The sequence below is a fragment of the Roseomonas sp. USHLN139 genome (assembly GCF_037145735.1).
Lineage (GTDB): Bacteria > Pseudomonadota > Alphaproteobacteria > Acetobacterales > Acetobacteraceae > Pseudoroseomonas.
In genome coordinates this window covers 128842-148009 of record NZ_JBBCWY010000004.1, presented here as the reverse complement: position 1 = coordinate 148009, position 19168 = coordinate 128842, and the positions used below count along the sequence as shown (strand labels likewise).

At 72.3% G+C, this 19168-nt stretch carries 20 protein-coding genes and 1 other RNA gene; 14 read left to right on the top strand and 7 right to left on the bottom strand.

The window, feature by feature from the left end; genetic code table 11:
• The first annotated feature begins 44 nt into the window (after window positions 1-44).
• Together WFI16_RS13495 and WFI16_RS13490 are read left to right on the top strand one after the other, a co-directional pair.
• Window positions 45-2843 (top strand): SLBB domain-containing protein, encoded by a 2799-nt coding sequence (locus WFI16_RS13495; protein WP_419898333.1) that lies wholly within the window; start codon window positions 45-47, stop codon window positions 2841-2843.
• Window positions 2844-2884: 41 nt separating this feature from the next.
• A complete protein-coding gene (locus WFI16_RS13490) occupies window positions 2885-3322 on the top strand; it encodes a GNAT family N-acetyltransferase (protein WP_419898332.1) in 438 nt (145 codons plus the stop codon).
• A gap of 54 nt (window positions 3323-3376) precedes the next feature.
• Here the strand turns inward: WFI16_RS13490 and WFI16_RS13485 are convergent, their stop codons facing one another.
• Both WFI16_RS13485 and WFI16_RS13480 read right to left on the bottom strand, forming a co-directional pair.
• The gene (locus WFI16_RS13485; RefSeq protein WP_419898331.1) at window positions 3377-3790 is read right to left on the bottom strand and encodes a DUF3830 family protein; all 414 of its coding nucleotides are present in this window, start codon (window positions 3788-3790) and stop codon (window positions 3377-3379) included.
• A 21-nt stretch (window positions 3791-3811) separates the two neighbouring features.
• Window positions 3812-4666, bottom strand: a complete 855-nt coding sequence (locus WFI16_RS13480) for a prephenate dehydratase (protein WP_419898330.1) — start codon at window positions 4664-4666, stop codon at window positions 3812-3814.
• A gap of 281 nt (window positions 4667-4947) precedes the next feature.
• Here WFI16_RS13480 and WFI16_RS13475 point away from each other — a divergent pair, with 281 nt between their 5' ends.
• The 3 genes from WFI16_RS13475 (at window position 4948) to WFI16_RS13465 (ending at window position 7314) form a co-directional block, all read left to right on the top strand.
• On the top strand, window positions 4948-5484 hold the full coding sequence (locus WFI16_RS13475; protein WP_419898329.1) for a c-type cytochrome: 537 nt from the start codon (window positions 4948-4950) through the stop codon (window positions 5482-5484).
• Window positions 5484-6254: a histidinol-phosphatase gene (hisN, locus tag WFI16_RS13470; protein WP_419898328.1), complete on the top strand. Its 771-nt coding sequence runs from the start codon at window positions 5484-5486 to the stop codon at window positions 6252-6254. Before WFI16_RS13475 ends, hisN begins: the two co-directional genes overlap by 1 nt.
• Window positions 6255-6348: 94 nt before the next feature.
• A complete protein-coding gene (locus WFI16_RS13465) occupies window positions 6349-7314 on the top strand; it encodes an SMP-30/gluconolactonase/LRE family protein (protein WP_419898327.1) in 966 nt (321 codons plus the stop codon).
• A 107-nt stretch (window positions 7315-7421) separates the two neighbouring features.
• Here the strand turns inward: WFI16_RS13465 and WFI16_RS13460 are convergent, their stop codons facing one another.
• Together WFI16_RS13460 and nudC are read right to left on the bottom strand one after the other, a co-directional pair.
• Window positions 7422-7721: a phosphoribosylamine--glycine ligase gene (locus WFI16_RS13460; protein ID WP_419898326.1), complete on the bottom strand. Its 300-nt coding sequence runs from the start codon at window positions 7719-7721 to the stop codon at window positions 7422-7424.
• Entirely contained in the window at window positions 7721-8647 is a 927-nt protein-coding gene (nudC, locus tag WFI16_RS13455) for an NAD(+) diphosphatase (RefSeq protein WP_419898325.1), read from the bottom strand. Before nudC ends, WFI16_RS13460 begins: the two co-directional genes overlap by 1 nt.
• Window positions 8648-8760: 113 nt before the next feature.
• Here nudC and ffs point away from each other — a divergent pair.
• The 4 genes from ffs (at window position 8761) to recR (ending at window position 11808) form a co-directional block, all read left to right on the top strand.
• An RNA gene (gene ffs / locus WFI16_RS13450) (signal recognition particle sRNA small type) lies at window positions 8761-8858 on the top strand.
• Window positions 8859-8918: 60 nt separating this feature from the next.
• A complete protein-coding gene (locus WFI16_RS13445; protein WP_419898324.1) occupies window positions 8919-10826 on the top strand; it encodes a DNA polymerase III subunit gamma/tau in 1908 nt (635 codons plus the stop codon).
• Window positions 10827-10856: 30 nt separating this feature from the next.
• Window positions 10857-11201, top strand: coding sequence for a YbaB/EbfC family nucleoid-associated protein (locus WFI16_RS13440; protein WP_419898323.1), 345 nt, complete (start codon window positions 10857-10859; stop codon window positions 11199-11201).
• 10 nt (window positions 11202-11211) lie between these two features.
• Window positions 11212-11808, top strand: a complete 597-nt coding sequence (recR, locus tag WFI16_RS13435; protein ID WP_419898322.1) for a recombination mediator RecR — start codon at window positions 11212-11214, stop codon at window positions 11806-11808.
• A gap of 50 nt (window positions 11809-11858) precedes the next feature.
• Here recR and WFI16_RS13430 read toward each other — a convergent pair whose 3' ends face one another.
• Genes WFI16_RS13430 through hslV form a run of 3 tightly spaced genes read right to left on the bottom strand, consistent with a single transcriptional unit; the run spans window position 11859 to window position 14579 of the window.
• A complete protein-coding gene (locus tag WFI16_RS13430) occupies window positions 11859-12668 on the bottom strand; it encodes an EcsC family protein (protein ID WP_419898321.1) in 810 nt (269 codons plus the stop codon).
• A gap of 18 nt (window positions 12669-12686) precedes the next feature.
• A complete protein-coding gene (hslU, locus tag WFI16_RS13425; RefSeq protein ID WP_419898320.1) occupies window positions 12687-14021 on the bottom strand; it encodes an ATP-dependent protease ATPase subunit HslU in 1335 nt (444 codons plus the stop codon).
• Window positions 14022-14024: 3 nt separating this feature from the next.
• Entirely contained in the window at window positions 14025-14579 is a 555-nt protein-coding gene (gene hslV / locus WFI16_RS13420) for an ATP-dependent protease subunit HslV (protein ID WP_076957793.1), read from the bottom strand.
• Between the two features lie 175 nt (window positions 14580-14754).
• On the opposite strand from hslV, the gene hisB reads away from it, so the two are divergent.
• The 5 genes from hisB (at window position 14755) to WFI16_RS13395 (ending at window position 19123) form a co-directional block, all read left to right on the top strand.
• The gene (hisB, locus tag WFI16_RS13415; RefSeq protein ID WP_419898319.1) at window positions 14755-15369 is read left to right on the top strand and encodes an imidazoleglycerol-phosphate dehydratase HisB; all 615 of its coding nucleotides are present in this window, start codon (window positions 14755-14757) and stop codon (window positions 15367-15369) included.
• Window positions 15369-15863, top strand: coding sequence for a DUF2628 domain-containing protein (locus tag WFI16_RS13410; RefSeq protein ID WP_419898318.1), 495 nt, complete (start codon window positions 15369-15371; stop codon window positions 15861-15863). Before hisB ends, WFI16_RS13410 begins: the two co-directional genes overlap by 1 nt.
• Window positions 15860-16510 (top strand): imidazole glycerol phosphate synthase subunit HisH, encoded by a 651-nt coding sequence (gene hisH, locus WFI16_RS13405; RefSeq protein ID WP_419898317.1) that lies wholly within the window; start codon window positions 15860-15862, stop codon window positions 16508-16510. The genes WFI16_RS13410 and hisH overlap by 4 nt, the downstream gene beginning before the upstream one ends.
• A 2-nt stretch (window positions 16511-16512) precedes the next feature.
• Window positions 16513-17082 (top strand): GNAT family N-acetyltransferase, encoded by a 570-nt coding sequence (locus tag WFI16_RS13400; RefSeq protein ID WP_419898601.1) that lies wholly within the window; start codon window positions 16513-16515, stop codon window positions 17080-17082.
• A 145-nt stretch (window positions 17083-17227) separates the two neighbouring features.
• Window positions 17228-19123 carry an extracellular solute-binding protein gene (locus WFI16_RS13395; RefSeq protein WP_419898316.1) on the top strand — a complete coding sequence of 632 codons (1896 nt, stop codon included), beginning with the start codon at window positions 17228-17230 and terminating at the stop codon, window positions 19121-19123.
• Window positions 19124-19168 lie beyond the last annotated feature (45 nt).

Below are 19168 nucleotides of genomic sequence, written 5' to 3'. Positions count from 1 at the left end.
TACGCGAGCATTCTGAACCGTCCCCCTTTTCCCGGGTGATCGCCGTGTCGAAGCCGCTGCCGCGCCGCCCTGTCCTGCCTGCCGCCGTACGCCCGGCGCGGCTGCTGATGGCCGCGGTGCTGGCGCTGGGCCAGGTCGCTCCCGGCTTCGCCCAGCCGGCGCCGCCGCCGGCGGCCACGATGCCGCCGCTGGCCCTGCCGCCCGTGGCCTCCCCGCCGGGCGGGGCGATGCTGGGCACGCCGCCGCTGCCGCTGACCCTGCCAGGCGGGCTGCCGCTGCCCAGCCTGCCGCCCGCGGTGCAGCAGGACATCCTGCAGCGGATCCTGGAGGCCAGCGGCAATGGCCGCGCCCCGGCGCCGCTGCAGCCCGCCGCGCCCGCCATCCCGCCGGCCTCGACGGCGGGGCTGCCCGGGGGATTGCCAGGGGGGCTGCCGGGGGGGCACGGCCTGCCGCATTATCCGATGCCCGCCGCGCCGGCCCCGCCCGGCGAGCCGCTGTCCCAGGCGGAGGCGCATTTCGCCGCCCGCCTCGAGGGCGCGGTGCTGCGCCAGTTCGGCTACGACACCTTCAAGGAGCTCGGCGCCGCGCCGCCCGGCCAGCCGCCGATGGCGCAGGTGCCGGACGACTACATCCTCGGCCGCGACGACGAGGTGCTGGTCAGCATCCGTGGCCGCAGCCAGCAGAACCACGCGCTGCGCATCCGCCGCGACGGCCAGCTGCTGCTGCCCGAGCTGCCGCCGATCTCCGCCGCCGGCCGGCCGCTGGGCGATGTCCGGGCGGAGATCGAGTCGCGGGTGGCGCGCGAGCTGGGCGGCTCGGAGGCCTTTGTCAGCCTGGGCCAGCTGCGGCAGATCGGCGTCTTCATCGCCGGCGAGGTGCTGCGGCCCGGCCTCTACCCGCTGCCGGCGCTGGCCTCGGTGCTGGACGCGCTGGCGCTGGCCGGCGGCGTGAAGAAGACCGGCAGCCTGCGCGCGATCCGCGTCGAGGGGCCGCGCGGGCCCCGCCTCGTCGACCTCTACAGCGTCATCGGCAGCGAGGCCGGCACGCCGGACCTGGCGCTGCGCGAGGGCGAGCGGATCGTCGTGCCGCCGCTCGGCGCCGCCTTCGCCATCGCCGGCGAGGTGACGCGGCCCGGCATCTTCGAGATGCCGCCGGGCGTGGAGCAGATGCCGCTGGCGACCCTGCTGCGGCTGGCCGGGCAGCCGCTGCGCCCGGCCGGCCAGCGCTTCCTGCTGCAGGGGACGGATGCGCAAGGCCGGCGCAGCCTGTCGGAGATCGGGCCGCAGGGCCGGCTGCGGCGCGGCGACGCGCTGCTGGTGCAGCCGGGCAGCGACGTGCTGGCCGGCCAGGTGCGGCTCGCCGGGCATGTGGCGGCGCCAGTGCTGCGGGCGGCGGGGGCCGGGGGCCTGCGCGGGCTGCTGGCCGATCCGCTGCTGGTGAAGCCCGACCCCTATCTGCGGCTGGCGATCATCTGGCGGGTCGATCCGCAGACCCGGGTGCGACGCTTCATCGGCTTCGATCTCGGCCGCGTGCTGCAGCGCCAGGCCGACCTGCCGCTGCGCCCCGGCGACGAGATCCTGCTGATCGCGCAGGCGGATATCCTCTGGCTGGCCAGCCCCTCGGTGCAGCGGGCCCTGCGCGGCGAGGCCGCCACCGACTGCCCGGCGCTGCAGGCGCTGGCGGTGGCCGCGCGTTCCTCGCCGGTGCGCTTCGCCCATGTGCGCGGCGCCGGCTTCCCCGATCTGGGCGCGCCGCCCTGCCCGGCGCTGTTCGTCGACTATCCGGCGCTGCTGCCCTACCTGCTCGACCAGGCGGTGCTGCTCTCGGGCGAGGCGCGGCTGCCCGGCCTCTATCCGATCCTCGACGATACCGGGCTGGACCAGGTGCTGGCCGCCGCCGGCGGGCTGACCGACACGGTCGACCTCTCCGCCGTCGAGCTGTCGCGCGAGCCGCTGGAACAGGCGGGCGCCATCCCGCTGTCGCGCACCCTGCTGGATCTGCGCAGCGGCAATTTCGCCGCCATCCGCCTGTCGCCGCGCGACGCGGTGCGGCTGCCGCGCGGTTTCGGCGACCGCGACAGCGGGCCGGTGACGCTGGTCGGCGAGTTCCTGCGCCCCGGCATCTATGACATCCGCCGCGGCGAGCGGCTGTCGGAGCTGGTGGCGCGCGCCGGCGGGTTGTCACCCCAGGCCTACCCTTACGGCGCCGTCTTCACCCGCGAGAGCGTCCGCCAGCGCCAGCAGGAGGGCTTTTCCCGCAGCGCCCGCGAATTGGAGCAGAGCCTGATCCAGGTCGCCGCCGGGCAGGCGATGGCGGGCGGGCGCAACCAGGGCGGCGACCTGGGCGGCGCCATCACCGCGGGGCGGGAGCTGGCGGCCTCGCTGCGCGAGGCGCGCGCCGCCGGGCGGATGGTGGTGGAGGCCAATCCGGTGATCCTGGCGGCGCGGCCGGAGCTCGACGTGCTGCTGGAGCCGGGCGACCTGATCGCCATCCCGAAGCGGCCGAACGAGGTCACCGTGGTCGGCGCCGTGCTGAATCCGGGCAGCCTGCAGTTCAGCAGCGGCTGGCGCGCCGCGGATTACGTGCGCGCCTCGGGCGGCACGCAGCGCTTCGCCGATGGCGGGCGGGCCTTCGTGGTGCTGCCGAACGGGCAGTCGGCGGCGGCCGGCCTCGGCGCCTGGCAGGCGGGCGGGCCGCCGGTGCCGCCGGGCTCGCTGGTGGTGGTGCCGCAGGACCCCAGCCCTTACGAGACCTGGGGCTTCATCCGCGACCTGACGCAGACGCTGGGCCAGATCTCCATCAGTGCCGCGGCGCTGGCGGTGATTGCCAGGCAGGCCAAATGACGGGAGGTTCGTTCTTTCTGACCTGTCTGGAGCGGTGGCTGATGCGTGGCTTGGAGATTGCGCGGGCGGAGAGCGACGCGGCGCGCGAGGCTTGTTTTGCCATCCGCCGCGAGGTGTTCATCGACGAGCAGAAGGTGCCGGAAGCCGAGGAATACGACGCGCTGGATGGCACGGCGCTGCATGTGCTGGCGCGGCGCGGCGGCGAGCCGGTGGCCACCGCGCGGGTGGTGCTGAAGGAGGAGGGCCGGGTCGCCAAGATCGGCCGGGTCGCGGTGCGGCGCCTGGCGCGCGGCACCGGCGCGGGGGCTGCCGTGATGCGCTGGATCGAGGGCGATCCGGCGGTGGCCGGGGTGCGCGACTTCGTGCTGGAGGCGCAGGTGCATGCCGTGCCGTTCTACGAGCGGCTGGGCTATGTGGCCGAGGGCGACGAATTTCTGGACGTCGGCATCCCGCATGTCTTCATGCGGAAGTCTGTCTGACAAAAATAGAAGGGGGCCTGGGGGAATACCTTCCCCCAGCCTTGCTGGCTTTCTTTAAGCCTTCTGGAACGTAATCGGCTTGTTCCCATCCCACAGCACCGACCGGCAGACCTCAGCCAGCTTGTCGAGGTCGCCCTTGATGGTCAGGAAGTGGTTCCCCGCCAGCTGGCCGGCCTTGCTGGCGAAGCAGCAGGGCCCGTAGGCGACCAGGATCTCGGTCTCGCTCATGCCGCCCGGATGGACGATGACCTGGCCCGGCGCCGGGTAGGAGGTGGCGTTCTCGTAGCCGATGCCGAGGTCGCGCTCGCCCATCGGGATCCAGCAGGCCTCGCCCGACCAGCGGACATGGATGATGCGGTCCTTGTAGGGCAGCAGGGTGCGGAAGCGCTCGACGGTGCGCGGCGCCGCCTTCTCCTCGAAATCGGCCAGGAAGATCTCGCCGCCGATGTCGATCGCGATGTCAGCCATTCTCGTCTCTCCTTCCTGGGTTCAGTCGGCTTCGGCGATCTGGCCGAGGCGGTAGGGATGCGCGGGATAGGTGCCGAGCACCTTCAGCTCGCGCGAGAAGAAGTCCAGCTCCTCCAGCGCCCGCTTCAGCCCCGGATGGTCGGGATGGCCGTCGACGTCGCAGAGGAACTGCGTCGCGGTGAAATGGCCGTCGAGCATGTAGCTCTCCAGCTTGGTCATGTTCACCCCGTTGGTGGCGAAGCCGCCGAGCGCCTTGTAGAGCGCGGCCGGGATGTTGCGGACGCGGAAGACGAAGGTGGTGACCGTGTTCACCGCGTCGACCGGCGGGCGCGTCGCCTGGCGCGACATGACGTAGAAGCGCGTGGTGTTGTGCGCCGCGTCCTCGACATTGTGGCGCAGGATCTCGAGGCCGTAGATCTCGGCCGCCAGCGAGGAGGCGATGGCGCAGTCCTCAGGATTCGGATGCTCGGCGAGCAGCTTGGCGGCGCCGGCGGTGTCGGCCTCGATCACCGGCTGCAGCCGCATGTCCTTCAGCAGGTTCAGCACCTGGCCGAGCGCCACCGGATGGCTGTGCGCGCGCTTCAGCCCGTCGAGCGTCGCGCCCTTGTTGGCCAGCAGGCAGTGCTCGACGCGCTGGTAGTGCTCGCCGACCGCGAACAGGCCGGAATCGGGCAGCAGGCGGTGGATGTCCGGCACCCGGCCGGCCAGCGAGTTCTCGCAGGGCAGCATGGCGAGCCCGGCGCGGCCGTCGCGCACCGCTTCCATGGCGGCCTCGAAGCTCGGGCAGGGCAGGGTGGTCCAGCCGGGATAGGCACTGCGGCAGGCCAGGTCCGAATAGGCGCCCGGCATGCCCTGGAAGGCGATCACTCCGCTCATTCTGGTCTCGTTTCCATCTGGCAGGATCCGCCCCTTCCGCGAGGCGGAAAGGCCGGGAAGAACGGCGGCCGCAGCCGGCGGCGCGACCCCCCGCGCTGCCGTCCGGGAAGGGCGCGGGCGCTTTCGTCCCGGCGCCGGAGCGTCCCGGTGGGGCAACGGGTTGAAGCGCCCGGCCTCTGCCACTATGGTCCGACCGCTTCTAGTCGAGGCCCCTGCCGCGCGCAAACGCGCTCCCTCGCTAGTCGAGTCGCATGGCTTTTGGGATGGGATGGATCGGCAGCATGAGCTTGGAGGTCAACAAGGCGTTCGCAGCCGTTCTGACCGCTGGTATCGCCTTTATGGTGGCGGGGCTGGTGGGCGAGACGGTGGTGCATCCGCACCGCCTGGATAAGCCGGCCATCACCATCGAGGGCGTCGGCCAGCAGGCCGCGGCCCCCGCAGACAGCGCCCCGGCGCTCGAGCCGGTCGAGCCGCTGCTGGCCGCCGCCAGCGCCGACACCGGCAAGCAGGTCGCCGGCCGGCTCTGCGCCTCCTGCCACAGCTTCGAGCAGGGCGGCGCCAACAAGGTGGGTCCGAACCTGTATGGCGTGCTGGGCAACCACCATGCCCATCTGGACAATTTCAACTACTCGCCGGCGATGAAGGCACTGTCCGACAAGCCGTGGGACTATGCCGCGCTGAACGAGTTCCTGGCCGGCCCGGCGCGCGCCATCAAGGGCACCCGCATGGCCTTCGCCGGCATCCGCGACGTGAAGCAGCGCGCCGACGTCATCGCCTATCTGCGCTCGCTCGACGCGAATCCGAAGCCGCTTCCGTAATGGAGGCGTTCATCGCGGCGGCCGAAGCGGCCGCCGAGGCGGCGGGGGCGGTCATCCGCCCCCTTTTCCGTTCCGCCCTGCTGGTCGAGGCCAAGGGCGATGCCAGCCCGGTGACGGAAGCCGACAAGGCCGCCGAGCGCACGATCCGCGCCCTGCTGGCCGAGCGCTTCCCCGATCACGGCGTGATCGGCGAGGAATACGGCGCCGAGCGGTCGGACGCCGATTATGTCTGGGTGATCGACCCGATCGACGGCACCCGCGCCTTCGTCACCGGCCGGCCGCTGTTCGGCAGCCTGATCGGGCTGATGCACAAGGGCCGCCCGATCCTCGGCATGATCGACCAGCCGGCGACCAACGAGCGCTGGCTGGGAGTCGAGGGACAGAAGCTGCGGTTCCGCAGCCCGATGGGCGGCACGCCGCGCATCCGCGCCTGCGCCGCGCTGTCGGACGCGGAACTCTCCTGCACCAGCCCGGACATGTTCACGGCCGACCAGGCGCCGCGCCACGCCAGGCTCCGCAAGGCCGTCCGCCGCGTCACCTGGGGCGGCGACTGCTACGCCTATGGGCTGATCGCGCTCGGCCTGGTCGATGTCATCGCCGAGGGCGACCTGAAGCCCTGGGACTGGGTGGCGCTGCAGCCGGTGCTGGAAGCCGCCGGCGGCAGCCTGACCGACTGGCAGGGCCGGCCGCTGCGCCTCGACGGCCCGGGCGAGGTGATCGCGCTGGGCGACAAGTCGCTGCTGCCCGGGGTCATCGCCGCGCTCGCCTGAGACGGCGGGGGGAAGGCCGGCTTCCCCCCCAGCGGCTTCCCCCTGCTGCGGCCCCATGCCAGTCTGGTCATCAGACAAGCAAGAGGGAGCCGTCATGGTGCAGGCCTTCGACAACGAGACCCCCTGGGAACCCAGCCAGCGCTACCCCGAGCCGCGCTTCCGTGCCTTCGACCCGTCCTTCCTGCGCTTCCGCGCGATGAACGGCACGGTGGAGAAGCTGGCCGGGGGCTGCCGCTGGGCCGAAGGGCCGGTCTGGTTCGGCGACCAGCGCGCGCTCTACTGGTCGGACATCCCGAACGACCGCATCCTGCGCTGGGACGAGGCCACCGGCCAGGTCGCCACCTTCCGCCAATCCTCCAACTTCGCCAATGGCAATACCCGCGACCGCCAGGGCCGCCTGGTCACCTGCGAGCACCTGACCCGCCGCGTCACCCGCACCGAATACGATGGCAGCATCACCGTGCTGGCCGACCGCTATGACGGCCGCCGGCTGAACTCGCCCAACGACGTGGTGGTGAAGTCGGATGGCAGCATCTGGTTCACCGACCCGCCCTTCGGCATCGCCGGCTATGTCGAGGGCGAGAAGGCCGAGGCCGAACTGCCGCAATCGGTCTATCGCATCGACGGCCAGACCGGCGCGGTGACCCTGGTGACCGACAGCCTGGCTGGCCCCAACGGCCTGGCCTTCAGCCCCGACGAGACGATTCTCTACGTGGTCGAAAGCCGGGCGGAGCCGCGCCGTATCGTCGGCTTCGAGGTCGGCGCCGGCGGCAAGGTGTCGAAGCAGCGCGTGGTGGTGCAGGGCGCGCCCGGCGACACGCCCGACGGCTTCCGCGTCGACACCGAGGGCAATCTCTGGTGCGGCTGGGGCATGGGCGGGCCCGAATTCGACGGGGTGCGGGTGTTCAATGCCGAGGGCACGCCGCTCGGCCATATCGACCTGCCGGAACGCTGCGCCAATCTCTGCTTCGGCGGGCGGCACCGCAACCGGCTGTTCATGGCGGCCTCGCGGTCGCTCTACAGCATCATGGTGAATGCCCAAGGCGTGGCGGGGGGCTGAAGACAGGGGCAGGCCAGGGGAATGAATTCCCCTGGACCCCTTCTTTTTTCTGTCGGACTGCCGTGTCCAGGTGAAGACGGGACGTGGCCCGGCCCGGCCGAAGCCCCCTAGCGCCTGACCGCCTCGACACCGCCGGGCGCGATGATCCCGTTCCGCCGCAGGCATTCGCGATAGGCGCGCAGCTCGGCCAGGCGCGTCTCATGCGCCAGGCGGTTCTGGTTGGCGAAGTTCAGCGGGTTCATCTGCTGGGTCAGCGCGACCACCGAGGGGTCGTCGCGGGCCTCGCTGCGGCAGGCGGCATGGGTGGGCGAGAGCGGCGCCTCGGCCAGGGGCGACGGCGCGGGCGTGCCGGAGGCGCAGGCGCCGAGGGCCAGCAGCGCCAGGCCGAGCGTGGTGGTGCGGATCATCATTCGGCCTCCAGCCAGTCCTCGATCAATCGCCGGGCGATCGAGTCGAGGCGCGGCAGGCCGAAGCCGTGCTTCTCGTTGTCGCGGATCTCGGCCCGGGTGAACCAGCGGGCGTCGCGCAGCTCCTCCGGATCGATGGTGATCTCCTCCGACAGCGCCTCGGCGTGGAAGCCCAGCATGATCGAGGCCGGGAAGGGCCAGGGCTGCGAGGAGTGGTAGTGCACGGCGCCGACCTTGACGCCGACCTCCTCCAGCACCTCGCGGCGGACGGCTTCCTCCAGGCTCTCGCCCGGCTCCACGAAGCCGGCCAGCGTCGAATACATGATGCTGCTGGGGAAGCGGGTGGAATGGCCGAGCAGGGCGCGCGGCCCGTCAGTGACCAGCATGATCACGGCCGGGTCGGTGCGCGGGAAGTGCTGGGCGTTGCAGGCGGTGCAGGCCATGGCATTGCCGGCGCTGCGCGGCTCGCAGCTGCCGCCGCAGACGCCGCAGAAGCGGTGCCGGACGCGCCAGTGCATCAGCCCGCGGGCATGCGCCAGCACGCTGGCCTCGCCGGGCGGCAGCAGGCCGGCGACGGCGCGCAGGTCGGTGAAGCTGCCCATGTCGGGCGGCAGCAGCGGCAGCGGGTCCTCGGCGGCGGAGCAGTCCACCGCGAAGACCGGGCGTTCTTCCCAGAGGCCGAGGAAGGCCCAGGGGCCGCCGGCCATGCGCACCGACTCCGCGGCGCGGGCGGTCAGCAGCACGGCTTCGGGCGTGCCCGCCTCGACCCCGCGCATCAGGCTGCGGCTGCGCCAGACGGGGGCGAAGACCACCTCGGGCGAGGCCAGGCAGGCGGCGATGTAATCGGCGTCCTCCCGCCGGGCCGAGGCGCGGTCGAGAGGGCTGCCGGTATAGGCATTGGGTCGGGAGGCCGGGATGGACAGCATGCGGGGCTGAGCCTGCCATGCGGGCGCCAGCACGGCAACTGAGGCCGGTTTTGCCCCTGGCTTCCGGGCGGCCCCTTGCCTCGGAGGGGGGGCGGCATGATATGGTGCCCTCGGAAGGTCGGCGGCGGACAGGCGCCTTGCCAACCCGGTCAGGTCCGGAAGGAAGCAGCCGCAGCGAGTTTCCGCTTGGGTCGTTCCGTCGGTCTTCCACCCCAAAGCCTCGCTGCACCCACTGGCCCGCGCCGGGCCGCCACCCGGATCCGCCGCGCGCATGCCCAGCGACAATCTCAGCGACCCGCTCGACCCGCCGCCGCCCGAGGGTCCCGGCCTGTTCGGCGACCCGCCGCCGCCGGAAGGGCCCGGGCTGTTCGGCGAGGCGCCCGCGGCGGCTGCCGCCCCGCCTCCGGTCGTCGATGCGCCGGCCACCCCGTATCGCGTCCTTGCCCGCAAATACCGCCCGCAGAGCTTCGCCGACCTGATCGGCCAGGACGCTTTGGTGCGGACATTGAAAAATGCCTTCGCGCAGAACCGGGTGGCGCATGCCTTCATGCTCACCGGCGTGCGCGGCGTGGGCAAGACCACCACCGCCCGCATCATCGCCCGCGCGCTGAACTGCGTCGGTCCCGACGGGAATGGCGGCCCGACCGCCGAGCCCTGCGGCGTCTGCGCCGAATGCCAAGCGATCCTGGCCGACCGCCATCCGGACGTGCTGGAGCTGGATGCCGCCTCCAACAACGGCGTCGACAATATCCGCGAGCTGCGCGAGGCGGTGCGCTACCGCCCGGCCCGCGCCCGCTTCAAGGTCTATATCCTCGACGAAGTGCACATGCTGTCGACGGCGGCCTTCAACGCGCTGCTGAAGACGCTCGAGGAACCGCCGCCGCAGGTGAAGTTCCTGTTCGCCACCACCGAGATCCGGAAAGTCCCGGCGACCATCCTGTCGCGCTGCCAGCGTTTCGACCTGAAGCGCGTGCCGCAGGAGCAGCTGCGCGCCCATTTTGCCCGGATTGCCGCGGCGGAGGGTGTCCCCGCTTCGGAGGCGGCCCTGGCGATGATCGCCCGCGCCGCCGACGGCTCGGTGCGCGACGGGCTGTCGCTGCTGGACCAGGCCATCGCCCAGACCGCCGGCAGCCCTGAAGGCGTCGAGGCCGGGCTGGTCCGCGACATGCTGGGCCTGGCCGACCGCTCGCTGCTGTTCGACCTGCTGGAAGCGGCCTTCCGCGGCGACATCCCGGCCGTGCTGGCGGCGATGGATGGCGGGCATGAGCGCGGCGCTGATCCCGGCGTGGTGCTGGCCGACCTGCTGGAGCTGACCCACACCCTGACCCGGCTGCGCGCCGTTCCGGCGCTGCGCCAGGACCCCTCGCTGCCGGAGCAGGAACGCGTGCGCGGCACGGCGCTGGCCGAGAAGCTGACCATCCCGGTGCTGGGCCGCGCCTGGCAGGTGCTGCTGAAGGGCATTTCCGAGGTGGCCGAGGCGCCCGACCGCCGGGCGGCGGCCGAGATGGTGCTGATCCGCCTGGCGCATCTGGCCGAGATGCCGACGCCGGGCGAGCTGGTGAAGCGGCTGACCGAGAATGGCGCCAGCCTGGCCGCGCCGCCCGCCGCCCCCTCCGGCGGTGGTGGTGGCGGCAGCCGGGCCATGGCCGGCGGCGGCGGGGCGGCGATGCTGGCGGCGAGCCCGGCGCCGGCCGCCATCGCCCAGCCGCGCAATTTCCGCGAGGTGGTGGCCCTGGCCTCCGGCCGCGCGCCGATGGTGCATGCGCATCTGCTGCACTCGACCCATCTGGTCGCCTTTGCCCCCGGCCGCATCGAGATCCGCCAGACCCCGGCGGCGCCGCGCGACCTGGCGGCGCAGCTGGCCGCCCTGCTGCTGGAGCAGACCGGCAGCCGCTGGACCATCTCGCTCTCCAACGCCGAGGGCGAGCCGACCATCGCCCAGCAGCGCAGCCACGTCGCCAGCGAGCGTCTGGAGATCGCCCGCGCCCATCCGATGGTGCAGGCGATCCTGCTGGCCTTCCCCGGCGCCCAGGTCGAGGCGCTGCGTGACGACAGCCTGGACGCCTATGGCCTGCCGCCGGCGCCCGAGGCGCTCGACGGCCCCGAGGCGCCCGAGGACGGCCCGGATTTCGCGCCGCTCGACGCCGAATTCGCCGATCTCGACGACCTCGACTCGTAAGTTTCCCCTCAAGTCTCCCGCGGAGGTCCCATGAAGAACCTTGCCTCGATGATGAAGCAGGCCCAGCAGATGCAGTCCAAGATGGCCGAGATGCAGGCCAAGCTGGACGCCATGACGGTCGACGGCGCCGCCGGCGGCGGGATGGTGAAGGTGACGCTGTCCGGCAAGGGCGACCTGAAGAAGCTGACCATCGACCCCTCCCTGGTCGACCCGGAGGAGCGCGAGGTCCTGGAAGACCTGATCGTCGCCGCCCATGCCGACGCCAAGCAGAAGGTCGAGGCCATGATGGCCGAGGAAATGCAGAAGGCGACGGCCGGGCTGAACATCCCGGGGATGGGCGGCGGCGGCCTCGGCGGCTTCAAGCTGCCGTTCTGATCGGCCTCTGATGCGCGGTCCCGATCAGGTCGAGCGCCTGGTGGCGATGCTGGCGCGGCTGCCCGGCCTCGGCCGGCGCAGCGCCCGGCGGGCCGCGCTGAAGCTGCTGCAGGATCCCGGCGGGCTGATGCTGCCGCTGGCCCAGGCGCTGCACGACACCGCCGAGTCGGTGCGGCCCTGCCGCATCTGCGGCAACCTCGACACCGAGGACCCCTGCCGCATCTGCGCCGACCCGCACCGCGACCAGGAGATCGTCTGCGTCGTCGAGGGCGTCGCCGATCTCTGGGCGCTGGAGCGCGCCCATGTGCATCGCGGGCTCTACCATGTGCTGGGCGGCGTGCTGGCGGCGCTGGCCGGCGTCGGCCCGGAAGACCTGCGCATCGAGCCGCTGCTGGAACGCGTCGCCGCCGGCGAGATCCGCGAGGTGATCCTGGCGCTGCCGGCCACCGTCGATGGCGCGACCACCGCGCATTACCTGGCGGACCGGCTGGCTGCCTCGGGAGTCAGCGTCACGCAGCTGGCGCAGGGGGTGCCGATGGGCGGGGCGCTGGATGTCATGGATGACGGGACGCTGGCGGCGGCGCTCAAGGCGCGAAGGCCAGCTTAAGCAAGCAAGCGCCGGGGGCATTGAATGCCCCCGGACCCCCACATCCATTTTCAGCCGCGCTGGTGGCGGGCGCGCGCGTCCAGCACGTCATAGGCCGCCTTCACCGCGTCCGCGCCATATTCCCGCTCCAGGCGGCGGACGCAGAAATGCGCGCGGGCCAGGCTGCGGAAATGCTCCAGGAAAGCCAGGTTCACCGCGGCGCCGGCGGCGGCGCCGATCACCGGCGCCGCCTGGGCGCCCAGCTTCAGCAGCACCGGCCCGGTGAAGCGGGCGGCGATCGCCGCGATGAAGCCGGGCAGCAGATTGGCGCCCATGGTCGGCAACACCTGGGCCAGCGCCAGGCGGGTGGCGAAATAGCCGGTCTCGGCGGCGTCATCGGCCGGGTTGTTGCCGCTCAGCGCGAAGACCTTCAGGCATTCGGCGCCGGTCTCCGGCTGGGTCGGGTCCTCGCCGGCCGCCGCCGCCTCGGCGCCGATCTGGCGCAGCAGCAGGGTTGTGGAAACTGGCAGCTCGACCAGCGTGCCGGCCAGGCCGAAGGCGCCGCCGGCCGCCCCGCTCGCCGCCGCCAGCCCGCGATGCAGCCAGTCGGAGGAAACCCCCGGCAGGCTGCGCCCGGGCTCGCTGCGCATGGCGGCGGACAGTGCCTTGGACAGCGCCGTCTTCACCGCGCTGTCCACCATGCCCTGGGCGACGCCGGGCAGGCGGCGGCGCAGCGCCTCGATCGGCGTGCCGGCCATGCCGGCCAGCCGCGCCGCCAGCGAGCTTTCCTCCAGCACCCGGCGCGCCTCGGCGAGCTGGGCCTCGGCTTCGGCCGGCAGGGGCAGGGTGGCCGGCAGGGTGGCGGGAAGGCTGTCGCTCATGGCGCGGCGGGCTCCGGGTTACAGGATGAAGCGGCTGAGATCGGCACTGGCGGCGAGCGGCGCCACCTTCTCCTTCACATAGGCCGCATCGACCTTCACGGTTTCACCCTGGCGGTCGCTGGCGCTGAAGGAGATCTCTTCCAGCAGCTTCTCCAGCACGGTCGCCAGGCGGCGGGCGCCGATATTCTCCACCCGCGCGTTGATGTCGGCGGCGAGGTCGGCCACCGCGTCGATCGCATCCTCGGTCAGCTCCAACGTGATCCCCTCGGTGCCCAGCAGCGCGACATACTGCTTGGACAGCGAATGCTCCGGCTCGGTCAGGATGCGGCGGAAGTCGTCGCGGGTCAGCGCGCCCAGCTCGACGCGGATCGGCAGCCGGCCCTGCAGCTCCGGCAGCAGGTCGGAGGGCTTGGCGATGTGGAAGGCGCCCGAGGCCACGAACAGGATATGGTCGGTCTTCACCGGCCCGTGCTTGGTGGCGACCGTGGTGCCCTCGATCAGCGGCAGCAGGTCGCGCTGCACGCCCTCGCGCGAGACGTCGCCGCCGCGGCCGCCGCCATCGGTCGAGCGGGCACAGACCTTGTCGATCTCGTCGAGGAAGACGATGCCGTGATTCTCGGCATGCGCCACCGCGTCGCGGGTCAGCTTCTCCTGGTCGAGCAGCCGGTCGGCCTCGTCGAGCGTCAGCGCCGTGCGCGCCTCGGCCACGGTCAGCTTGCGCGGCCGCGCCTGGCGGCCGAACATCTTGCCCATCATCTCCTGGATGCCGGCCATCTGCTGCGGCGGCATCCCCGGCACTTCCATGCCGGCGGCCGGGCTGGCCGGCTCGGCCACCTGCACCTCGACCTCCTTGGTCTCCAGGCTGCCCTCGCGCAGCATGCGGCGGAACTTCATCCGGGTCTCGCCGGACGCGCCCTCGCCGACCAGCGCGGTCACCAGCCGCTCCTCGGCCGCCAGCTCGGCCTTCGCCTGGACGGCCTTGCGCGAGCTCTCCCGCAGGCGGGTGATGGAAATCTCGACCAGGTCGCGGATGATGCTGTCGACGTCGCGGCCGACATAGCCGACCTCGGTGAACTTGGTCGCCTCGACCTTGATGAAGGGGGCATCAGCCAGCTTGGCCAGGCGGCGGGCGATCTCGGTCTTGCCGCAGCCGGTCGGGCCGATCATCAGGATGTTCTTCGGCACCACCTCCTCGCGCATCGCCTCCGGCAGCTGCTGCCGGCGCCAGCGGTTGCGCAGCGCGATGGCGACGGCGCGCTTGGCCTCGTTCTGGCCGATGATGTAGCGGTCGAGCTCGGAGACGATCTCGCGCGGCGAGAGGTTGACGGCGTCGGCGATCAGGGACTCGGACATGGGTCAGAGCGTCTCCAGGACGTAGCGGCCATTGGTGTAGACACAGATGCCGGCGGCGATGCCCATGGCCTTCTTGGCGATCTCCTCGGCGGAGATGCCCTCGATGTCGATCAGCGCGCGCGCCGCGGCCAGCGCGTAATTGCCGCCTGAGCCGATGCCGATGATCGAATCCTCCGACTCCAGCACGTCGCCATTGCCGGTGATCAGCAGCGAGCGGTCCTTGTCGGCCACCGCCAGCAGCGCCTCCAGCCGGCGCAGGTAGCGGTCGGTGCGCCAGTCCTTGGCGAGTTCCACGGCGGCGCGCTCGAGCTGGTCGGGGAAGCGCTCCAGCTTGGCCTCCAGCCGCTCCAGCAGCGTGAAGGCATCGGCGGTGGCGCCGGCGAAGCCGGTCAGCACCTTGCCATTGGCAATGCGGCGCACCTTGCGCGCATTGCCCTTCACCACGGTCTGCCCGAGGCTGACCTGGCCATCGCCGGCCATGGCGACCTTCCCATCCTTGCGGACGCAGAGGATGGTGGTGCCGTGCCAGCCGATCGGATCGTGCGATGAGACGTTCATGCCGGGGCAGATGGCATCGGCCAGGCGCCGCAGCAAGCGGGGGGCGCCGCGGCACCGCCTGTCACGTCTCCGCTGGCTTGCTCCAGGTTAACTTCCACGGGGCGAAAAACCGCGCGACACGGCTGCCCCACCGCGACCCCTGGGCAAGCCGGGTCCCCCGGTCTAATCAGGCGCCATGCAGCCCGCGCCCCGCACCGCCGAGATCGTCCGGACCACCAGCGAGACCGACATCCGCCTGCGCCTGGACCTGGATGCCGGCCCCGAGGCGGGCGCCGGCCGGATCGCCACCGGCATCGGCTTCCTCGACCACATGCTGACCGCGCTGGCGCGGCACGGCATGCTCGGCCTGGACGTCGAGGCCAAGGGCGACCTGCACATCGACTTCCACCACACCACCGAGGATGTCGGCATCGTGCTCGGCCAGGCGGTGAAGCGCGCGCTCGGCGAGAAGCGCGGCATCCGCCGCTACGGCCATGCCGTGGTGCCGATGGACGAGGCGCTGGCCGAGGCCGCCATCGACATTTCCGGCCGCCCCTTCCTCGCCTGGAGCGTCAGCTTCCCGCGCGACAAGGTCGGCGAGATGGACACCGAGCTGTTCGAGGAATTCTTCCGCGCCTTCGCGATGAATGCGGGGATCACCCTGCACATCGTCCAGCGCGCCGGCACCAACGCCCACCACATCGCCGAGGGCGTGTTCAAGGCGGTCGCCCGCGCCTTGCGCCAGGCGGTCGAGCCCGATCCGCGCGCGGCGGGGGTGATCCCCTCGACCAAGGGCGTGCTGGAGGGGTGATGCGCGGCTGGACCGTCCACCTGCCGGCCGGCATGGCCGCCATGGCGGCGACGCCCCCGCGCTCCTCCGTGCCCGCGACCGGCGCGCTGCCGCCCCAGGCTGGGTCGCCGGGGCGCGGCCTGGACCTGGTGCCCGAGGGCTTTTCGCTGGGCGCCTTCCTGTTCGGGCCGCTCTGGCTGCTGCGGCACGGGCAATGGCTGGCGCTGCTGCTCTGGCTGGCGGTGGCGGTGGTGCTGGCGCTGCTGATGCCGGAGGCGCTGCGCGGCCTCGGCCTCGGCCTGCTGGCGCTGCTGACCGGGCTGCAGGCGCAGGACATCCGGCGCTGGACGCTGGCGCGGGCCGGCCGGCCGGTCGCCGGCGTGGTGCTGGCGCGCGACGCGGATGCCGCCCTGGCCCGCGCCCTGCAGGGCCGCCCCGACTGGGCGGCGGCGGAGCGGGCGGTGGCGGAGCGGGCGGCCGCCGGACGGGACACTCTTCAGGGGAGGCCGGCATGAAGGTCGCGGTGGTTGATCCGGGTTCGGGCAATCTGGCCTCGGTGCTGCGGGCGCTGACCCGCGCGGCGCAGGATGCCGGCGTCGAAGCCGAGATCACGGTGGAGACCCGGGCCGAGGCGGTCGCCGGCGCCGACCGCATCGTCATGCCCGGCCAGGGGGCCTTCGCCGCCTGCCGCCGCGGGCTCGACGCCATGCCCGGCATGATCGAGGCGGTGGAGGACGCGGCGCTGCGCCGCGCCGTGCCGTTCCTCGGCATCTGCGTCGGCATGCAGCTGATGGCCGGGCACGGGCTGGAGCACGGGGTGACGCCGGGCCTCGGCTGGATCCAGGGCGACATCGCGCCGATGGACCCGCAGGATGCCGAGGGCCGGCCGCTGCCGCTGCCGCAGATGGGCTGGAACGCCCTCGACTTCACGCCGGGCCATCCGCTGATGGCGGGCGTGGCGCCGGGCGACCACGCCTATTTCGTGCATTCCTATGCCCTGACCGGCGGCCTGCCGGGGGAAACCCTGGCGACCACCGATTATGGCGGGCCGGTCGCCGCGATCATCGGCCGCGACAACCTGTTCGGCACCCAGTTCCATGTCGAGAAAAGCCAGTTCACCGGCCTCCGCATGCTGGCCAACTTCATGACCTGGCGCCCATGACCATGCCCACCACCCAGCACGAGCTGCAGGTCGAACGCGCCGAGGCCCTCGACGACGCCGAGCTGGCCGATCTCTGCGAGGCGACCGACGCGGCCATCATCGAGGGCGGCGGCTTCGGCTGGGTCGAGCCGCAGGGGCGCGAGGCGCTGGCCCGGCATTTCCGCGGCGTGCTGCTGGTGCCGGCCTGCGAGCTCTTCGTGGCGCGGCTCGACGGCGTGCCGGTCGGCTCGGCGCAGCTGATCCGGCCGCCGCGCAACAACGAGGCCCAGGCCTTCGGCGCCCAGCTGACGCATGCCTATATCGCCCCCTATGCGCGCGGCCATGGCCTGGCGCGGCTGCTGGTGCGGCGGGTCGAGGAACGCGCTGCCGCGCTCGGCCACCGGGTGCTGAACCTCGACGTGCGCGAGACCCAGAACACCGCCATCGCGCTGTTCGAGACCCTGGGCTACACGCGCTGGGGCACGCATCCGGCCTATGCCCGGGTGAAGGGGCGGACGGTCTCCGGCCACTACTACTACAAGCTGCTGGAGCCGCCGCACGGCCGCACGCTGGACCTGCGGCGGCCGGGCTGAGGCGTCCCGGCCGCCGCTGTTTCACTGGCCATCCGGGGCGCCCGATGCTGGCCGCGCGGCGGTGGCGACGTCCCGCCTCCGAACAAGATGGCGGCAGCCTGCAAGAAAGGTTGTCGGGGTGGGGGGATGCCTCCATCTTGGGGGCATGCGCCGTCGCGACCTGCTCACCTCCGGTTTCCTCCTCGCCACTGCCGCGGCCATGCCGCGCGCCTTCGCCCAGGCGCCTGCCGCGCCGGCGCCGGCCGGCACCGCCGCGCCGCCCGCCGAGGCCGGGCCGCCGCCGCGGCGGGCGCATGCGCTGTCGCTGCTGGGCGAGCCGGCGCTGCCGGCGGACTTCCCGCACTGGCCCTGGGTCAATCCGGCGGCGCCGAAGGGCGGCCAGCTGGTGCTGTCGACCATCGGCAGCTTCGACAGCTTCAACCCCTTCATCCTGCGCGGCGCCCCGGCGGCCGGCAGCAGCAGCCTGATCTACGACGCGCTGATGGTGCCGAGCAGCGACGAGGCCAGCTGCGAATACGGCCATGTCGCCCAGGCGGTGGAGCTGCCGCGCGACAACCGCGGCGTCACCTTCATCCTGAACCCGGCGGCGACGTGGCATGACGGCAAGCCGATCACCGCCGCCGACGTGGTCTGGAGCTTCGAGACGCTGCGCGACAAGGGCCGCCCCTTCTACCGCGCCTATTGGGGCGACGTGTCGGAGGTGGCGGCCGAGGGCGACCACCGCGTCACCTTCCGCTTCAAGACCGCCGACAACCGCGAGCTGGCGCAGATCCTCGGCCAGCTGACGGTGCTGCCGAAGCACTGGTGGGAAGGGCGCGACTTCGCGGCGCCGCTGCTGACGCCGCCGCTCGGCTCCGGCCCCTACCGGCTGGAGAGCTTCGAGGCCGGGCGCAGCGTCACCTACCGCCGGGTGGCCGACTACTGGGCGAAGGACCTGCCGACCCGCAAGGGCACCAACAATGTTGACGTGATGCGCTACGAGTATTTCCGCGACAGCACGGTGGCGCTCGAGGCCTTCAAGGCCGGGCAGGTCGACCTGCGCTCGGAGAATGTCGCCAAGGACTGGGCCACCGCCTACGACTTCCCGGCGCTGCGCCGCGGCCTGGTGAAGAAGGAGGAGATCCGGCACGAGCTGCCGACCGGCATGCAGGGCTTCCTGATGAACCTGCGCCGGCCGATGTTCCAGGACCGCCGGGTGCGCGAGGCGCTCGGGCTGGTGTTCGACTTCGAATGGATGAACGCCAACCTGTTCTACGGCAGCTACACCCGGACCACCTCCTACTTCTCGAATTCTGAGCTGGCCTCCAGCGGCCTGCCCTCGGAAGGCGAGCTGATGGTGCTCTCCGCCTTCCGCGGCCGGGTGCCGGAGGAGCTGTTCACCACCGCCTACCGCGTGCCGACCTCGGATGGCAGCAATGCCAACCGGGAGAATGCCCGCCGCGCCCTGGCGCTGCTGAAGGAGGCCGGCTGGACGGTGAAGGACCGCCGCCTGTCGAACGAGAAGGGCGAGGCCTTCAGCTTCGAGATCCTGCTGGAGGGCCCGACCTTCGAGCGGGTGGCGCTGCCCTATATCCAGGCGCTGCAGCGGCTCGGCATCGAGGCGCGGGTGCGCACCATCGACCCGGCGCAGTACCAGGTGCGGATGGATGCCTTCGACTACGACATGACGATCGACGTGATCGGCCAGTCGCTGTCGCCCGGCAACGAGCAGCGCGACTACTGGTCGTCGGAGAAGGCGAGGGAGCCGGGCAGCCGCAACCTGATCGGCATTGCCGACCCGGTGGTCGATGCGCTGGTTGAGCTGGTGATCGCCGCCCCCGACCGGCAGGCGCTGATCGACCGGACGCGGGCGCTGGACCGCGTGCTGCTCTGGGGCTTCTACGTCATCCCGCACTGGCACAGCCGGACCTTCCGGGTGGCCTGGTGGGACAAGTTCGGCCGGCCGGAGCGCAACCCGCGCTACGCCCTGGCGCTGGACAGCTGGTGGGTGGACACGGCGCGCGACCGGGCGCTGCCGGCCGATCGCCGCCAGGCCGGCTGACGGGGGCGGGATGCGCGGACGCGGCGCGGCGCGGCGGGAGGGCTG